Below are 16,602 nucleotides of genomic sequence, written 5' to 3' on the forward strand. Positions count from 1 at the left end.
AAAAACGAAAGTTCCAATTTTAGCGCAAATACCACCCCCACAACCGGCATAACAAAAAGGGTGTGTGCCTGTGCGGTACACACCCTGAAAAACTAAGAGTAAAAACTCTTAAGCCGAAACGGAAGAAACTAGAACTTCTTATCCAACTTCTTCTGCGCACGAGCAAACGCCTTTTGCGCCTGAACCTGCAACTTATCAGCCTGCTTCGTCGCCTTCTTCGCCGTACGACCGGTAGCATCCTGCGCATCAGCAAAAGCAGCCTGTGCCTTATCCTGAGCTGCAACCGCAGCCTTCAGCACCTTCTTCTTAGCCACCTTGGAATTTTCCTGAGCACGATCCAACCACTCGCGGGCAGTATCAGCCCAATCGTCGCGATTGTCCTCAACAAAGCTCGACACCTTCTCAGTGGCATCCTCAATCCACTCAGAAGCAGAATCAACCAACTTCGAGGATTCCTGACGTGCACCATCCAACCACTCAGAGGCGGAAGCAACAATCTTCTCCGACTCCGACTGAGTAGGCAACGCCTGTTGGATCTGCTTATTGGCCTTCTTCGCAGCCTTCTGCGCACGCCACTTCAACCCCGGCTTACCGGCAGTGTCAGCACTGGTAATGAACAAACCACCCAGCAAAGCAACAGAGGTGAGGAAGCCCTGACGGCGCGCCGTTTTCTCCTCAGCATCTTGGGTCTCCCAAAAAGCGTGGCGGGCAAGAATCGTAGGAACACTCAACAGCGCAAGAACAGAAGCGGAAGTGCGAGGAGCCTTACCCAGTGCAAGGATCGACCCCGCAGCAACCTTTGTCGCACCAATAGCCTGAGTGATCAGCTCTGGATTCTGCGGAATCATCTTGTAGTAGCGGCGGGGCAAAACAACGCGCAGCTGACGCATAACCATCTGAGTGCCCTCAACATGAGCCTGGGTATTCAAAACAGTATCCGCACCATCGGCGATGTAGACGGACGCCACCATTGGGCGAGCGAGCTTACGAAGCATGAAGAAATTTCTCCTTAGATCTCTTTTAAGATACTTCACCAATCGTAGACGAAAACAAGTACCGAGCGGTGGGGAAGTTGTTGATAAGCCACTTTCTTAGCCTAGAAGGCATAGGTTTTCGAAAGGTCACATCTTTAGTCGCGCAGTAAAAACTAGGTGTTACCAACCCCGCTGTTTCCACTCGTCGAGACCGCCGCGCTCCGCACCCAATGTGGTGTTTGCACCATGGCCCGGCCAAATAACAGTGTCATCGTCATAAACATCAAACAGCCTGGTAGTGACGTCGGAAAACAATTGCTCGAAGTGCTCAGGGGAATCCGTTTTACCTACCCCGCCTGGGAACAAGCTGTCGCCAACAAAAATATTCGTGACCCCATCCAATTCCACCACGAGTGCAGCACCACCCTCAGTATGTCCCCGCAGAACAATCACTGGGAACTCATAGCCAGCAAACGGCAGTACATCGCCATGCTCCAACTTCACATCCACAGCCACGGGCAGGGAAGGGGCATCGAGGGCGGAAGCGAAATGCGTAGCACCAGTAGCAGCGAGAACCTCAGCAAGAGCCTGAACATGATCGGCATGCCGGTGGGTGGTGAGCAGATGCGTGATCCGAACCTGAAGTTCCTCAGCGCGCTTCAAAAGTGCGGGGGCGTTGTTGGCGGCGTCGATAAGCAAAGCTTCATCGCCAGCGCACACAAAGTAGCAATTGTTATCAAAGGGGTCAACTGCGATACGGTTAAGCGTTAAAGGTTTCATAAAACCCAAGAGTAGCGAAACTTTCAATTCGTTGCTATGTTCGAATAGATATTTGATTTTCTCACCACTATCGAAGGGGATTCACTGTGGCAGACCGTCTCGTGGTCCGCGGCGCGCGCGAACACAACTTAAAAGGCGTCGACATCGACATACCGCGCGACGCGATGGTGGTATTTACAGGGCTTTCTGGCTCCGGTAAATCCTCCCTCGCCTTCGACACCATCTTCGCTGAAGGGCAGCGGCGCTACGTCGAAAGCCTCAGCGCCTACGCCCGCCAATTTCTCGGCCAGATGGATAAACCTGATGTCGACTTCATCGAAGGGCTCTCACCGGCAGTGTCGATCGACCAAAAATCGACCAACCGCAACCCGCGCTCAACCGTGGGCACCATCACCGAAGTGTATGACTACCTGCGTCTTCTCTACGCGCGTGCGGGTGTTGCGCACTGCCCAGTGTGTGATGAAAAAATTGAGAGCCAAACGCCACAGCAAATCGTTGATCAGGTGTTGGAGATGGAAGAGGGGCTGAAATTTCAGGTCCTTGCCCCTGTCGTGCGTTCCCGCAAAGGCGAGTTCGTTGACTTGTTCCAGGAGCTCTCATCCCAAGGTTTCGCCCGTGTGCGCGTCGACGGTCAGGTGCACCAGCTCACGAGCCCGCCTGAGCTGAAAAAACAGATCAAGCATGACATTGAAGTGGTAGTCGACCGCTTGCAGGTAAAAGCATCGCAGAAGCAGCGACTGACCGATTCCGTGGAAACAGCACTGACGCTTGCCGACGGCGTGGTCGAGCTTGAGTTCATCTCACTGCCCGAAGACGACCCAGCGCGGATTCGCCGCTTCAGTGAGAAGATGTCCTGCCCCAACAACCACCCTATTGGCGTGGATGAGTTGGAGCCGCGTTCATTTTCTTTTAACTCACCTTTCGGCGCGTGTCCTGCCTGCGACGGTTTGGGCACAAAGATGGAAGTTGATCTCGATCTTGTGGTACCCGATAAGGATGCACCAGTTATCTCGGCGATCCATCCTTTCAGCATTGGTGCAGGCGAAGGCTACTACCAAAAACTCCTCAGCGGTTTCTGTGAAGTGATTGATGTGGATCCTCAGACCCCTTTCAACCAGCTCACTGATGAGCAGCGCGACCTCATTCTCAATGGTGCACCCGATAAGGTGACGGTGAAATACAAAAACCGTTATGGGCGTTCACGCACGTGGAGTTCCACCTATGAAGGCGTGTTGCCGAACCTTCAGCGTCGCCTCGAAGGTACGGATTCAGATTCTCAAAAAGACCGACTCATGGCCTACATGCGCGAAACGCCGTGTCCTACCTGTAAGGGGGCGCGTCTGCGCCCTGAAATTCTCGCGGTGCGCCTTGGCTCTCAGTCGCATGGTGAGATGTCCATTGCTGATGTGACCGCGCTGAGTGTGGAAGAAGCAGCAGCATTCTTAGATTCGTTGAGCCTTAATTCCCGTCAGACAATGATCGCGGGTGCCGTGTTGAAAGAAATTCAAGCGCGCCTGAAATTCCTCATCGATGTGGGTTTGACCTACCTCACGCTCAACCGTGCCGCAGGCACCCTTTCTGGTGGCGAGGCCCAGCGCATTCGCTTGGCAACCCAAATCGGTTCGGGTTTGGCAGGTGTGTTATACGTGCTTGATGAGCCTTCGATTGGTTTGCACCAGCGCGACAACCAACGCTTGATCGCCACTTTGGAGCGTTTGCGCGATATCGGCAACACCTTGATTGTTGTGGAGCATGATGAAGACACTATCCGTGCAGCTGACTGGCTCATCGACATCGGTCCCAATGCTGGTGAATTTGGCGGCGAAGTGGTGTACCAAGGTAAGCCTGAAGGAATTAAGAAGTGTAAAGATTCCATCACCGGCGCCTACCTGTCGGGTCGCATGAAATTGGGTGTGCCCGACACACGACGCACTATCGACCCTTTACGCACCTTGAAAGTGGTCGGTGCGAAGGAGAACAACCTTCAGGGTATTGATGTGGAAATCCCCTTGGGTGTTCTCGCGTGTGTGACAGGGGTGTCGGGTTCCGGTAAATCCACCGTAGTGAACCAAATTTTGGCGAAAAACCTCGCCAACGCGCTGAATCGTGCACGCCAAGTACCAGGCCGAGCAACGCGCGTGGAGGGCATCGAACATCTCGACAAGCTTGTTCAGGTTGATCAAAGCCCCATTGGGCGCACCCCGCGCTCAAACCCAGCTACTTACACGGGCGTGTTTGATAAGGTGCGCACGCTGTTTGCCGAAACCACTGAGGCAAAAGTGCGTGGCTACAAGCCGGGGCGTTTTTCGTTCAATGTGAAAGGCGGTCGTTGCGAAGCCTGCCAAGGTGATGGCACGTTGAAGATCGAAATGAACTTCCTGCCTGATGTGTATGTGCCCTGCGAAGTCTGCCATGGTGCCCGCTATAACCGTGAAACGCTTGAGGTGCGCTACAAAGGCAAGAACATTGCGGAGGTTTTGGAGATGTCTATCGCGGAGGCGGCAGATTTCTTCGAGCCAATCACGTCAATTCATCGTTATCTCAAAACCCTCACTGAGGTTGGTCTTGGCTATGTGCGTTTGGGGCAATCGGCCACGACGCTGTCGGGCGGTGAGGCTCAGCGTGTGAAATTGGCGTCGGAGCTGCAAAAACGCTCTAATGGCCGGACTGTGTATATTCTCGACGAGCCTACTACGGGCTTGCACTTTGAGGATATTCGCAAGCTGATGCTGGTGATTCAAGGGCTGGTGGATAAGGGCAATTCGGTGATTATTATCGAGCACAATCTCGATGTGATCAAGGCTGCCGACTGGATTGTTGATATGGGCCCGGAGGGTGGTTCCGGTGGTGGCCGAGTGGTTGCCGAAGGTACACCAGAGCAGGTTGCGCAGGTGGAGGGATCCTATACGGGTCAGTTCTTGAAAGAAATGCTGGCAAACACTTAGTGAGGTTTTCTCATGTGGGTGGAATGTCAACACAAAGCACGCGGTGTTCCTTTCAGATTGACAAAAACCATTCTGAACCAAGTGCCCCGCGTGATTTGCGTTGACGTTCCACCCATAAAACCCCTAAAACCACTGGTCAACGTTTCACACCTATTTCCCCCTGTAAGAAAACCTCACTAGTTTGTTTACTTTTATGCTCATTTTATGAGTACTAAAATCAGATCTTCTTTTGCCGCCGTTGCAACTGTTTTTTCGGCTCTTGTTTTTTCTTGCCCAATGGCAGCTGCTGCTTCGGACGCGTTACCAAAGGACGCAACGTCTCGCGTCGTGGTCGAGCCTGGTGAAAGCTTTACTTTTACGTTTGATGATGAGACTTTGAATGATGGAGTGCTTACTCGTTCTGTGAACGCAGGGGCATGTACAGGAACATTCGCCGATCCTCGGGTAGAAGCTGGGGAATCATTTCTTAGGGCCTGCATGTCAGATGCACTAGAACTGGTTGCCTTCCGTTAAGCGCAAAGATCCGACCCCAAGAAGAACATCTTGGATTTTTCTATGAGACTGTAGACGAAACCTTCAAGAGCCTTACCGAAGGCGGCTACGGATTTGTCCGTGGAGAAGCAATCTGCGGGCCAAGTACTTCCGGTCATGATTACCGATTTTCTGGAGAGATTTTTGCTGGATCGCATCATGGCTTTGGCATCTCTAGTGAAGTTCATCTTCCGTGCAATGTGAACTAGTTAGTGCCCATGAGCCAGGCTTTTAGTTCTTTTTCTGCGCGCTCACAACCACCTGGGTAGTTTTCGTTGAGCTCTTCAGATACAGAATCGAAAACTCTTTTAGCGAGAGCTTCGGCGTGGTCAGGCTGGAGCTGCCCTTTTAACTCGTTTAAAGGGACGGAGAGGGAGACATAAGGGCTAGGTCGAAAAGAATAAGACCGCATGTCATCAGCGTATATTCGGATGGTTGTCCCCAAAATCTGAGATTCAAGGATAACGTTTCCGAATACTAAAGACGATAGTTTTTTCTCCTCCATATTCGGCAGTCTACCAATAGAGCAGTACTAGCTGTTGGCCCTAGACAATGGACTTGATAGATCCCGCGTGCTTTGCGTTGACGTTCCGCCCACAAAACCCCAAAAACCACTGGTTAACGTTTCATGCGCATTTCGCCGGTGAGAAAACCTCAGTGCCTTGAAAATCTCCAGTAGCTACGTAGCGAAAAGGGGGCTGTTATAGAAACAGCCCCCTTTTCGGTTCGCCCGACATGGGCATGTTCTTAAGGGTGTGAGTCCCTGATAGTGAAGGTGGTTTAACTATGTAGCTGATGGCAACTGCAGCATCGTGAGGTGTTGTGGGGAGGAAGCTTCAAGCGAAATCCTGCACCGAGGTATACGAATCACATATAAGGCGCGCTGATCTGGGTAAGGCTGCCGAAGAAGTCGAAGCCCGTTCCATCGAAGTGGTTAGTGCGTAGATGTGGCGGTTGTAGGAGGAAAGAGCATGTTCTTAATCGGGGAGGCCTGTCACAGACTGTGCCAAGTAGGTGTGGTAAGCCCTGTTGTGGGTTGGTGTGGTAGGAGTCAGCCGAGGTCATAGTACTCGTGGGAGACACCGCGGTCCGCGGTAGCCCTTATGGTGGGTGAGCGAGGAAGGACTGAACTTTACATTGTTGAGTATGGAACCTGGATTGTAGTTATGCATAACGGTGAAAGCTGCCAACCACGTGTGTGTGGGCATTATGGGGAGGATAGGGTGAATCCCGACGATAGCCATGGTGTGCCTAGTTGTGTGTCTGCCGATGTAGGGGAAGTGTCAACTGGTGCGGGTGCTGATCTGTGGAATCAAGTCTTTTCAGGTGGCAATCTCCGCACTGCATTAGAGCGGGTTAAGACGAATAAGGGTGCTGCTGGTGTGGACGGGGTAGGTGTTGAGGATATTGACGTTTATCTGCGCGAACACTGGAGTGGCATTCGTGAGCGTCTTGACGCGGGAACGTATAAGCCGTTGCCGGTTCGTGAGGTGATGATCCTAAAGCCTTCGGGTGGTTGGCGTATGCTTGGTGTTCCGACTGTTGTTGATCGTGTGATTTGTCAGGCGATCGCGCAGGTACTTACGCCTATCTTTGATGTGGGGTTTGTGCCTGTGTCTTTTGGTTTCAGGCCTCAACGTAGCGCACATATGGCGTTAAAGACCGCACGTGGGTTTCTTAACGAGGGGTATGTGTGGGTTGTTGAGGTTGATTTGTCGAAGTATTTCGACACGGTTAATCACGACATGTTGATGTCGAGGGTGGCTCGTAAGGTTGACGATAAGCGCGTGTTGAAGCTTATTCGGGCGTATTTAAACGCTGGGATTATGGCTGATGGTGTTGTTCGGTGTAGTGATGCAGGGACTCCGCAGGGGTCACCGTTATCGCCGTTGTTGAGCAATATCATGTTGGATGATTTTGATCATTATCTTGCATCTAAGGGCACGAAGTTTGTTCGTTATGCTGATGATATTCGGGTCTTTGTTCGTTCCAAGCGTGCTGCGCAGCGTGCGCTTGCCCAGTCTGGGAAGTTTCTGGAGGGGAAGTTAAAGCTGCGGGTTAATCAGGAGAAGTCCACTATTTGTCATGCGATTAAGGCGGAGCTTTTAGGCTATGGGTTCTATCTGGTTCGTGGTGATCAGTATCGGTTTCGACTTACTAAGGCCACGAAGATGAGGGTTTTAGCCCGAGTGAAAGAGCTTACGGCAAGATCGTGGTCGGTGTCGATGGAGTATCGCATTGACCGGTTAAACAAATATTTGCGTGGATGGCTTGGTTATTTCGCGTTGGCGGATGCGAAGGTGTTTCTTAACCGGCTGGATGAGCATCTTCGTCGTCGACTGCGGATGTGCGTATGGAAGCAGTGGAAACGTATCCGAACGCGGATACGGAACCTCTGCCGCTTGGGTGTGGATAAACAAAAGGCCTATGAGTGGGCTAATACCAGTAAGTCCTACTGGCGTATCGCTGGCTCGTGGGTGCTTACAACCACGCTTACTAATGCGTATTGGAATGACCAGAACCTCGTATCAGCCGTGGCGTATTGGAACTATAAGCACAGTCAATACTCTGTATTGGTGTAAGGAACCGCCGTATGCGATGAACCGCACGTACGGTGGTGTGAGAGGGCTGCCGGGAAACCCGGCACCCTACTCGATTGGAGTTAAGCCTCAGGCTCAGAAGCCTTCGGTGGTGTTAGCTGAGAATCAGCAGGTTTGGTGGCCGGTTGTGAGATCGGCGTCGAATTTTCCTTGTGTGACCCAAGGTTGGAGTTTTCACTTAGCTGAGAAGCCCCCACAGGCACCGGCTGAGGGCTAGGGGTGCTCGTGCTTGCTGGGCTAGAGTGGCCTTGTGCTTGCTTTCCCTGTTTGGTGGCCACAACGATGAGAACCACACCGGAGACGATGAATGCCAAGACTCGTGGCAAACCATTGAGGTTGGCCATATCCAAGAACACCAATTTCACAGTGCCAGCGATAGCTAGGCAAACACCGACCCCCAGCGAAGTATAGCGCCCAAGAATTAACCATGCGGCGATGAAAATCCATGCGATGGATACAACGGAATGCCCAGTGAGATACCCCAACCACATACCCTCATAAGCGCCGAGAGAGTGGCCAACAGTGGTGGTAATGGTCACGGTGCTAACCATAGACATGACTAAAGCGACGATGCCGAAGAGGATTGTTGGCTGAGGTAGACGCCTGCGAGCGTAGATGCAGAAAGCTACCAGCAGGCCCAACGCGATACCGATTAAGGATTCGCGATAGCGAATGATTGACTGCGGTTCGCGGAGCATAGTGTGAACGATCGGGGAGTAGACATGTGGAATTAGGAAAACTAGCCACACGAACCAGACCCACGTTGTCTTGGCAGTAGTTTTCAGCTGGGATACCGTAAACACAAGCATCAAGATGTAGAGGATGGCGGTGACTGTTGTACCGGGGATACCTGCAATGGCGAAATCTGAACCCCAGATCACAATCGCGCACAAGTGTACGGGGATAAAAGTCCACGCAAAGAAATCGCCTTTGAGATAGATCCATGCGCACGCCAACGCGAAGGTAGTCCACAGCACAACGCGTTCATCAATCACCATTGATACGGGATAGCCGGAATGATTCACAGCTACCGAGCATGCAAGAACAAAGAAGCCAACCGTACCGATCTTTGCCCAAAGGTGGGGGAAAAGGTAGTTCACCACCATATAGGCCACGGCGCAGGCAAGGAAGATGTAGTGCAAGCGAATGGCAAAATCAGCATAGAAATCAAAGGTAACTGCCGCACCGAGCGCGGTGACGGTGCCGACAATTGCGTTAACGTTCCACTTCTTGATCACACCAAGTGCGCACAAGAGGATGCCAATAAAGCTGTAAGTCCAGTACATGCTGTGCAGCATTTCCGCGGCATGCCATAGTGCGAGGAAATACCACGCACCAGTCACCGATATCAGTGCATATTTGTTGTTCCAAAGGTAGGCAATTGCTAAGAAGCCGATGCCCAACAGCCCGAAAATGATGGTGATTCCCATTTCGGGTATCCACTCAAGAACAAAACCCACCGCCATCGTGGTTGCGCCCAAAACCAGAAGGGAAGTTGTCAGCAGTGCGGTGATCACTGCTTCTTGGACTTTGCCGCCACGCAGCTTTACAGCGGCGGCGAGCAAAGCTAAGCCCAAAGTGACAGCAAGCCCCACTTGCGCTGGCGGGCCAATGATGCCGTACTCAATGCCCAGGGTGACCAAAAAGGCCACGCCGACAAAAGTGACCACGCTGCCAAAGATGCCGAGCAGGCGGGTGACAATCTTATCGTTACTCCACCACGGAGTTGATTTTTCTGAAGTCTTGGACACGCCAGAGGGTATAGCAGCACCCTTCTGAAAATGCTGTGGACTCTTCGGTGGCCCGTACGGCCCATGCCCAACGTGAGAGGGAGCTGTAGGTTGCTGTGCTCCTGGGTGGGGCAGTGTGCCAACTGGAGGCTGTGGACGTGGTGAATGTCCGGGTTGGTTCGCTGGAATACCGGCACTGTGCCCAACGGCAGTGGGTGTAGGCGTGATGGTAGGAGTTACGTCTGCACCTTGATATGGGTTGGGTTGGTAGGTAGGGTTGTGCAACGGTTGTTGCGAACCGGAGTGAGCCATCAATGAATTGAGGGCTCCGCGGGCTTCGGTAATATTGCGTTCAGCAATCTCGAGCCTGCGCATGACGTCTAATAATGAAGTGTTATTGGACATGCCTACGAGTCTATAGCTGAGTGCGGTAGAAGATTTTGCAATTTGGCAAGAATTTATGTTATCTTTATCGAGCTACCGCCTGAGCTTATATAAGCGCAGGTCGCAAGTGGAGATCTTCCCACCTGAAGCCGCCCATGATGGTGTAGGCACAAGGTAAAAGTGTACGTCAGTAACTTTTTTCTAGTGGTTGCTGCTGTATGAACATTCCAAAGATCTCCCGCCTGTTAGACAGGCGGGGGTTTTGTTGTGTTCTGGGGATAGAAGCCAAAGCGATAAACGGTAGATCACAAATAGTTCAACTTTGCTACTTGAGGAGTACCCCATCAGCGCTGAAGCTCGCATTAATGAGCGAATCCGAGTTCCCGAGGTCCGCCTAGTCGGCCCAAACGGGGAGCAGGTTGGTATCGTTCGTATCGACGATGCCCGCAAGCTCGCATATGATGCTGACCTCGACCTTGTTGAGGTTGCGCCTAATGCTAAGCCGCCCGTGTGCAAGATCATGGATTACGGCAAGTTCAAATACGAACAGGCCCAGAAGGCTCGTGAGGCGCGCAAGAATCAGCAGCAGACTGTGGTCAAGGAGCAGAAGTTCCGTCCGAAAATCGATGACCATGATTACGAGACGAAGAAGAGCAATGTGATCCGCTTCCTCGAAAAGGGCTCCAAGGTAAAGGTCACCATCATGTTCCGCGGCCGTGAGCAGTCGCGACCTGAATTGGGTACTCGCCTTCTTGAGCGTCTGGCAGAGGATGTCGCCGAGTACGGCGTCGTCGAGTCGAAGCCAAAGCAGGACGGTCGTAATATGACCATGGTCTTCGGCCCGGTGCGCAAGGGCAAGAAGTAAAGACTAAACAGTTAAAGGACGTTAAATCCCATGAAGCAGAAGACCCACAAGGGTACCGCTAAGCGAATCAAGACCACCGGTTCCGGCAAGCTGCGTCGTGAGCAGGCCAACCGCCGCCACCTCCTTGAGGGCAAGCCATCCACCCGTACCCGTCGTCTGAAGGGCACTGAGGATGTAGCTCCAGCTGATGTCAAGCGCGTGAAGCGCCTGCTGGGCAAGGCTTAATTCTTTAGCCTTTTCCCTCCCTAGATCACATACAGTAAGAATCTTAAATACCAAAGGAAGTTTGAACAGTGGCACGTGTCAAGCGCTCACTCAACGCTAAGAAGAAGCGTCGCGAAATCCTGAAGTCCGCCAAGGGCTACCGTGGCCAGCGTTCCCGCCTGTACCGTAAGGCTAAGGAACAGTGGCTGCACTCTATGACTTACGCTTACCGCGATCGTCGCGCTCGTAAGTCTGAGTTCCGCAAGCTGTGGATCACCCGTATCAACGCTGCAGCTCGTATGAACGACATTACCTACAACCGTCTGATCCAGGGCTTGCGTCTTGCTGAGATCGAGGTTGACCGCAAGATCCTCGCTGAGCTCGCTGTGAATGATTTCGCTGCGTTCTCCGCAATCTGCGAAGCTGCGAAGGCTGCTCTGCCAGCTGACGTTAACGCACCAAAGGCTGCCTAAGCTTTTTGCACTTCGGTGCTGATGATCCCCCTTACCCATGCGTGGGTAGTAGGGGGATCTTTTTCGTAGCACTTAAGAAGAGAGAAGGGGTGGGGGTATTGGTGAGCAGGTGTTTTTCAGTGAGAGTATGGACGATCTTCCCATCTGTGCGCAAGCCCTTTTCTTTCACGGTGTCTCATAATAAAATTCCCTTTGTATTAGGGTAGTGGTTACTCTCGTTGTATCAAGGTAGCCTTGTGCCAGTGTGGTAACTATGAGAGTGGGTATGCCTCAAGAATGCGCAGCGTAGGTATTCTTCAGGTGCAGAAAGGAATGTAATGTCGCAACCATATAATTTTGGTGATCAGGGCAATGAATGGAATTCTTCGAATTCACAACCTGCTTCCAACCCTTTCAATTCCGCTTCCTATCCACCGGTACACGGCACCAGTGGTGTTTCGGGAGCGGATGTGCCTTATGCAACTCCAGAGATTGCTCCTCAGTACCAATCGCCTTCGGGCGCTTATCCGCTGAATCCTGCGTTTGCGGATATGCAGTCTACGCCTTCGTCTTTTATGCACCAGCAGCCATTCCACTCCGCGATGGTGCCCATGCAGCCAGGTTATGCGGTTCCCGTGGTGCAAAAAAGTTGGGTGGTCACGTTAGTGTTGGCTTTTTTCTTGGGCGGTTGGGGCGCCCACAATTTCTATTTGGGTAATAATGGTCGTGCTTTTGCCCAATTGGCACTCACTGTTTTGGGTATCCTCACATCTATTTTGGTGGTGGGTATTTTCTTGCTCATGATTGTTGGTGTGTGGGTGTTCGTGGAGATTATTATGACCTTAACTGGTGCTGGTGGGTATGATACCGACGCCCGTGGTGTGCTTTTGTTGCGTTAAGGCATTTGGTTTCATCACTGGCTGAAATCGCGATAAACCGACTTCGTCGCCGCCTTTTCTCGTGCTAAAGGTGTAAATTCGGGCGGTTTTAGCGGATTTGGATAAACAGAAATCCCTGCTTCTGTTCTTTCACAAACACCTGTTTTGCCAGGAGTGTTGCTGTGTTAAGGAAGTGATGCAGGGATTTGTTGTGTTGGGTAAGCGGGTAGAGGATGTTAGCTAAGGCTTAGGAAGAGTTTTTCTAGCTTCGCTAGGTCAACATCAGCTGATTCGCCTTCGTTAATGCAGGCTTTAAGTCCGGTGGAGATGATGGAAAATCCTGCCCGGTCAATGGCCTTGGATACTGCAGCTAGTTGCGTGACTACTGCTTGGCAGTCTTCACCTTCTTCAAGCATGCGGATCACTGCAGCGAGTTGCCCGTTTGCACGCTTGAGTCGGGTGATGGAGTTTTTGAGGTCGGCGGGTTCGAGTTGCATGAGGTTTATATTAGCGTTGAGTGGTAGTAGCTGAGGTAACCTCCGTCAAGATTTTTCACGGTGATGCCGTGTCCTTGTAGCAGGGTGGAGGCAACGTGTCCGCGCAGGCCTACTTGGCAGAAGACGATGGCATCGTTGCTGATCTCGTCGAGGTGTTCGCGCAGTTCATCGACGGGGATGTTGCGGGCGCCGTCGATGGTGCCAGCGGCGTATTCACTAGGGGTGCGAACGTCGATGAGCTGAGTGCCGGCCGCGATTGCTGCGGGAATCTCGTGCCACTGCACGGACTGTTCGCTGTTGATGCGGTTGTCTGCAACCATTCCGGCGATGTTGACGGGGTCTTTTGCTGAGCCGTACTGCGGGGAGTAGGCGAGTTCAAGATCTGTGAGGTCGGAGGCGGTCAGTCCGGCGCGCATGGCGGTTGCGATGACGTCGATACGCTTATCGACGCCGTTCTCGCCGACAGCTTGGGCACCCAGAATGGCGTCGGTTGCGGCATCGATGACGAGTTTGAGGTGGACTTGTGTTGCCCCTGGATAGTAGCCGGCGTGGTCGGCGGGGTGGACGTGGACGATGCGCACGTCTTTTCCTTCGGCGCGGGCGCGTCGTTCGTTCCATCCAACGGTTGCGGCGGCAAGCCCGAAGACGCCTACGATGGCGGTGCCTTGGGTGCTTAGGCGGTGGACGTCGCGGCCGGTGATGATGTCGGCGACGAGGCGACCGTGGCGGTTTGCGGTTTGTGCTAGTGGGATGAGTGTGTCGGCGCCGGAGATTGCGTCGCGTTTTTCGGCGGCGTCGCCAAGCGCGAAAACGTCGGGTGCGCTCGTGCGTAGCTGGTCGTCCACTTTGATGCCGCCGCGTGCGCCGAGTTCGATTCCGGCTTCGCGGGCGAGCGTGTTTTCGGGGGTAACGCCGATTGCGGCGATGACGATGTCGGCGGGGACGACCTCACCGGTGTTGAGGGTGAGCGTGTTGTCCTCGATGCTGGTGGTGTTGGCGTTGGTTAGGATGTTCACGCCGTTGTCGCGCATGTGCTTGGTGACGATTCCGGCCATTTCCTCATCCAGTGGTGCCAAGATGTGCGGTGCGCGCTCGATGAGGGTGACCTCAAGGCCGCGGTGGCGGAAGTTTTCGGCGAGTTCGAGGCCGATGAAGCCGCCGCCGATGATTGCTGCGGATTTCACGGTGTTATCGAGCGTGTCGACGATCATGTCGACGTCCTCAACTGTGCGCAGCGTGAGTGCCCGCTCAATGCCGGGAATGTCTGGAATGATCGGCCGAGCACCAGGGGAGAGCACGAGGTGATCGTAGTGTTGGGTGAAGGTCTCGCCGTTATGCTCCACGGTGACGGTGTGGTTGGCGGTGTCGATTGCTATGACACGGTGGTTGACGCGAACGTCGAGGTTGAAACGCGCTTTGAGCGATTCGGGAGTTTGCAGCAGCAGTGAAGAGCGCTCAGGGATAACGCCACCAACGTAGTAGGGCAGGCCGCAGTTGGCGAAGGAGACGTTGCCGGAAGCTTCGAACACGATGATCGTCATGTTTTCGTCGCGCCGACGCAGGCGTGCTGCCGTGGACATGCCGCCGGCAACACCGCCGATGATGACAGTGGTGGACATGAGTTATTTACCTCCAAATAGGCGTGAGAAGAAGCCACCCGATGGGGCTTTGGAGCGGTCGCAGGTGCACCATTGTCCGGCGGGGACTTGGCGTTTGACCTGGTCGATGTGCTGGCCGCAACCAGCCCAGGTGGTCTTACCGCACTGTTTGCACGCAACTGGACGACACATGTGTTCTCCTTTGAAGATTTTTTCAGGGATGTGGATTTCACTGAACTCATTTATACCCCTAGGGGTATGATCGGGTCAATTGGGGGCGTGCTAGAGTGTGTGAAATGAACCTCGACTTTACTGTGGCTTTCACCGAGCGCACCCCCCGCATCGTTAACGCCGCTAAGCTGCACCGATCCGCCGCCCGCAAGAAGGCCAATGCCTTCATCGTGGAAGGGGAAAATTCGGTGGAAGCCGCGATTGCCACGGGTGCTGCCACTGACGTGTTTGTCACTGAGCAAGCAGCGCAACGCTTCGAACCGATTGTGCGCCTAGCAGAAAATATGGGCGTGTATGTTCACCCCATTACCGATCGTGCCGCGAAGCATTTGTCGGACACTATTTCCACCACTGGTCTTTTTGCTGTGTGCACTCCTGTGCTGTGGAAGGTGGGCAAGGCTCTTCAAGGTCGGCCGAAGCTGGTGAGCGTGCCCGTGGAAACGAATGATCCCGGCAATGCAGGCACCCTTATCCGAGTATCTGATGCCATGGGCGCTGACGCAGTGGTATTTGCTGGTGAAACGGTTGATCCGCAGTCCTGTAAAGCAGTGCGTTCCTCAGCTGGTTCGTTGTTCCACCTTCCGGTGGCGCGGGAAACAAATATCAAGGACGTTGTGGGGCAGCTTCGAGCCCAAGGTTTGCAGATTCTGGCCACCAGTGCTGACGGTGAGGTAAATCTGGATGAGGCTGATGAACTTTTGACCAAGCCGATTGCGTGGTTGTTTGGCAACGAGGCCCATGGACTAGGTGAAGAGCTGCTCGCTTTGGCCGATCACCGTGTCCGCATTCCTATCCGTGGCCGTGCCGAATCATTGAATCTCGCAACAGCAGCATCGATTTGCTTGTACGAATCAGCGAAGCACTTGTGCACTGACTAATGCACAGTGAATGCCTGTGCATTTGAGGGCATCGCCTGCGATGAGGTCCGCTGTGTGGAACACTTCTTCTCTGGGCATGCCCATTTTTTCTACTGTGGGCGCTATGAATACAGGACACACACGCCTTCACTTTGTTGATTTCGGCCCGCGCGATACTGAGCCGATCGTTTTTCTCGGGTCCCTTGCCTCCACTTGGCAGATGTGGATTCCCCAGTTGGATGCAGTGGCATCAACCCGTCGCGTGATTGCCTTTGACCATCACGGTCATGGAAATAGTGCGTTGAAAGAAGGTCCGCTCAGCGTGGCTGCCATGGCAGAAGATGTGGTGGCTACGCTTGATGAACTCGGTGTAGAAAAATGTGGTGTGGTGGGGTTATCGCTCGGTGGCCTTGTTGCCCAACAGATGGTATTAGTAAACCCTCAGCGAGTAACAAAGGTTGCGCTTTTAGCAACGCGGGCAACATTTCAACCTGCCAGCCAGTGGGATGCTTATATTGAGCATGCGATCACTCACGGAATGGAAGCGCAGGCTGCTGCGATGATTCCGCAGTGGTTTGGGCGCGATTTTGCGCAAACACACCCCGCCACGGTGGCAGGTTTCCAGCAGATGATCGCAGGGATTTCCTGTGAAGGTTTTGTCGCTGCTTTCCGTGCGCTCGGGGAAGAAGATTTCCGCCCTCGTCTTCACCAGATCAGTGTGCCCACCCTTGTGATTGCTGGACGCGGCGATTGTGTGACCCCAGTTGAAGGATTGGAAGAAATCGCAGCGCTTATTCCGAATGCTCGCCTTGTTGAAGTGGATGCAGAAGGCCACCTCATCAATATCGAAAGTGAACGGGAAGTCACCAGATTGATCCAGCAGCATTTTTTCTAGCCCACACAGTGCATCGTTGAGCGCGTGTTCACGCAGTGCGTGTACCCTCGCAGTGCGCTCAACGCTGACTTTGCGGTGGGGTGCAGTGTGCCTGCTGAACGTCATGAGGGGTTCGGCGGGCTTAGTGAGCATCCGACGCCTTTTGGCCGGAGTGGGGATCGGAGTGGGGGTGAAATGCTGC

17 protein-coding genes are annotated in these 16,602 nt (G+C 53.3%); 9 read left to right on the forward strand and 8 right to left on the reverse strand.

The window, feature by feature from the left end:
• Positions 1 to 128: 128 nt before the first annotated feature.
• The gene (locus CFELI_RS05790; RefSeq protein WP_277104129.1) at positions 129 to 995 is read right to left on the reverse strand and encodes a DoxX family protein; all 867 of its coding nucleotides are present in this window, start codon (positions 993 to 995) and stop codon (positions 129 to 131) included.
• A 159-nt stretch (positions 996 to 1,154) separates the two neighbouring features.
• The gene (locus CFELI_RS05795) at positions 1,155 to 1,754 is read right to left on the reverse strand and encodes an MBL fold metallo-hydrolase (protein ID WP_277104130.1); all 600 of its coding nucleotides are present in this window, start codon (positions 1,752 to 1,754) and stop codon (positions 1,155 to 1,157) included.
• A gap of 86 nt (positions 1,755 to 1,840) precedes the next feature.
• Between CFELI_RS05795 and uvrA the strand changes: the two genes are divergently transcribed.
• Together uvrA and CFELI_RS05805 are read left to right on the forward strand one after the other, a co-directional pair.
• Positions 1,841 to 4,699 carry an excinuclease ABC subunit UvrA gene (gene uvrA / locus CFELI_RS05800; protein ID WP_277104131.1) on the forward strand — a complete coding sequence of 953 codons (2,859 nt, stop codon included), beginning with the start codon at positions 1,841 to 1,843 and terminating at the stop codon, positions 4,697 to 4,699.
• 204 nt (positions 4,700 to 4,903) lie between these two features.
• Complete coding sequence (locus CFELI_RS05805) at positions 4,904 to 5,212, forward strand: hypothetical protein (RefSeq protein ID WP_277104132.1); 309 nt, start codon at positions 4,904 to 4,906, stop codon at positions 5,210 to 5,212.
• On the opposite strand, the gene CFELI_RS05810 is transcribed toward CFELI_RS05805, so the two are convergent.
• On the reverse strand, positions 5,209 to 5,349 hold the full coding sequence (locus tag CFELI_RS05810) for a hypothetical protein (protein ID WP_277104133.1): 141 nt from the start codon (positions 5,347 to 5,349) through the stop codon (positions 5,209 to 5,211). The two genes, CFELI_RS05805 and CFELI_RS05810, sit on opposite strands and share 4 nt — an antisense overlap.
• A gap of 86 nt (positions 5,350 to 5,435) precedes the next feature.
• Positions 5,436 to 5,735, reverse strand: coding sequence for a hypothetical protein (locus CFELI_RS05815; RefSeq protein ID WP_277104134.1), 300 nt, complete (start codon positions 5,733 to 5,735; stop codon positions 5,436 to 5,438).
• A gap of 754 nt (positions 5,736 to 6,489) precedes the next feature.
• Here CFELI_RS05815 and ltrA point away from each other — a divergent pair.
• Entirely contained in the window at positions 6,490 to 7,812 is a 1,323-nt protein-coding gene (gene ltrA / locus CFELI_RS05820) for a group II intron reverse transcriptase/maturase (protein WP_290259768.1), read from the forward strand.
• Between the two features lie 80 nt (positions 7,813 to 7,892).
• On the opposite strand, the gene CFELI_RS05825 is transcribed toward ltrA, so the two are convergent.
• Positions 7,893 to 9,965, reverse strand: coding sequence for a hypothetical protein (locus CFELI_RS05825; RefSeq protein WP_277104391.1), 2,073 nt, complete (start codon positions 9,963 to 9,965; stop codon positions 7,893 to 7,895).
• A gap of 301 nt (positions 9,966 to 10,266) precedes the next feature.
• Here CFELI_RS05825 and infC point away from each other — a divergent pair, with 301 nt between their 5' ends.
• The 4 genes from infC to CFELI_RS05845 all read left to right on the forward strand — a co-directional run bounded on the left by infC (position 10,267) and on the right by CFELI_RS05845 (position 12,364).
• Positions 10,267 to 10,809, forward strand: coding sequence for a translation initiation factor IF-3 (gene infC, locus CFELI_RS05830; RefSeq protein WP_277104390.1), 543 nt, complete (start codon positions 10,267 to 10,269; stop codon positions 10,807 to 10,809).
• Positions 10,810 to 10,839: 30 nt separating this feature from the next.
• Entirely contained in the window at positions 10,840 to 11,034 is a 195-nt protein-coding gene (gene rpmI, locus CFELI_RS05835; RefSeq protein WP_277104389.1) for a 50S ribosomal protein L35, read from the forward strand.
• Between the two features lie 68 nt (positions 11,035 to 11,102).
• Entirely contained in the window at positions 11,103 to 11,486 is a 384-nt protein-coding gene (gene rplT / locus CFELI_RS05840) for a 50S ribosomal protein L20 (protein ID WP_277104388.1), read from the forward strand.
• Positions 11,487 to 11,803: 317 nt separating this feature from the next.
• Entirely contained in the window at positions 11,804 to 12,364 is a 561-nt protein-coding gene (locus CFELI_RS05845) for a TM2 domain-containing protein (protein WP_277104387.1), read from the forward strand.
• Positions 12,365 to 12,579: 215 nt separating this feature from the next.
• On the opposite strand, the gene CFELI_RS05850 is transcribed toward CFELI_RS05845, so the two are convergent.
• Genes CFELI_RS05850 through CFELI_RS05860 form a run of 3 tightly spaced genes read right to left on the reverse strand, consistent with a single transcriptional unit; the run spans position 12,580 to position 14,630 of the window.
• Positions 12,580 to 12,840 (reverse strand): metal-sensitive transcriptional regulator, encoded by a 261-nt coding sequence (locus CFELI_RS05850; RefSeq protein ID WP_277104386.1) that lies wholly within the window; start codon positions 12,838 to 12,840, stop codon positions 12,580 to 12,582.
• A 5-nt stretch (positions 12,841 to 12,845) separates the two neighbouring features.
• Positions 12,846 to 14,459 (reverse strand): FAD-dependent oxidoreductase, encoded by a 1,614-nt coding sequence (locus CFELI_RS05855; protein WP_277104385.1) that lies wholly within the window; start codon positions 14,457 to 14,459, stop codon positions 12,846 to 12,848.
• Between the two features lie 3 nt (positions 14,460 to 14,462).
• Entirely contained in the window at positions 14,463 to 14,630 is a 168-nt protein-coding gene (locus tag CFELI_RS05860) for a DUF8730 family Cys-rich protein (protein ID WP_277104384.1), read from the reverse strand.
• Between the two features lie 104 nt (positions 14,631 to 14,734).
• Between CFELI_RS05860 and CFELI_RS05865 the strand changes: the two genes are divergently transcribed.
• Together CFELI_RS05865 and CFELI_RS05870 are read left to right on the forward strand one after the other, a co-directional pair.
• On the forward strand, positions 14,735 to 15,547 hold the full coding sequence (locus CFELI_RS05865) for a TrmH family RNA methyltransferase (RefSeq protein WP_277104383.1): 813 nt from the start codon (positions 14,735 to 14,737) through the stop codon (positions 15,545 to 15,547).
• A gap of 103 nt (positions 15,548 to 15,650) precedes the next feature.
• Complete coding sequence (locus CFELI_RS05870; RefSeq protein ID WP_277104382.1) at positions 15,651 to 16,421, forward strand: alpha/beta fold hydrolase; 771 nt, start codon at positions 15,651 to 15,653, stop codon at positions 16,419 to 16,421.
• Positions 16,422 to 16,602 lie beyond the last annotated feature (181 nt).

This window comes from Corynebacterium felinum (assembly GCF_030408755.1).
Lineage (GTDB): Bacteria > Actinomycetota > Actinomycetes > Mycobacteriales > Mycobacteriaceae > Corynebacterium > Corynebacterium felinum.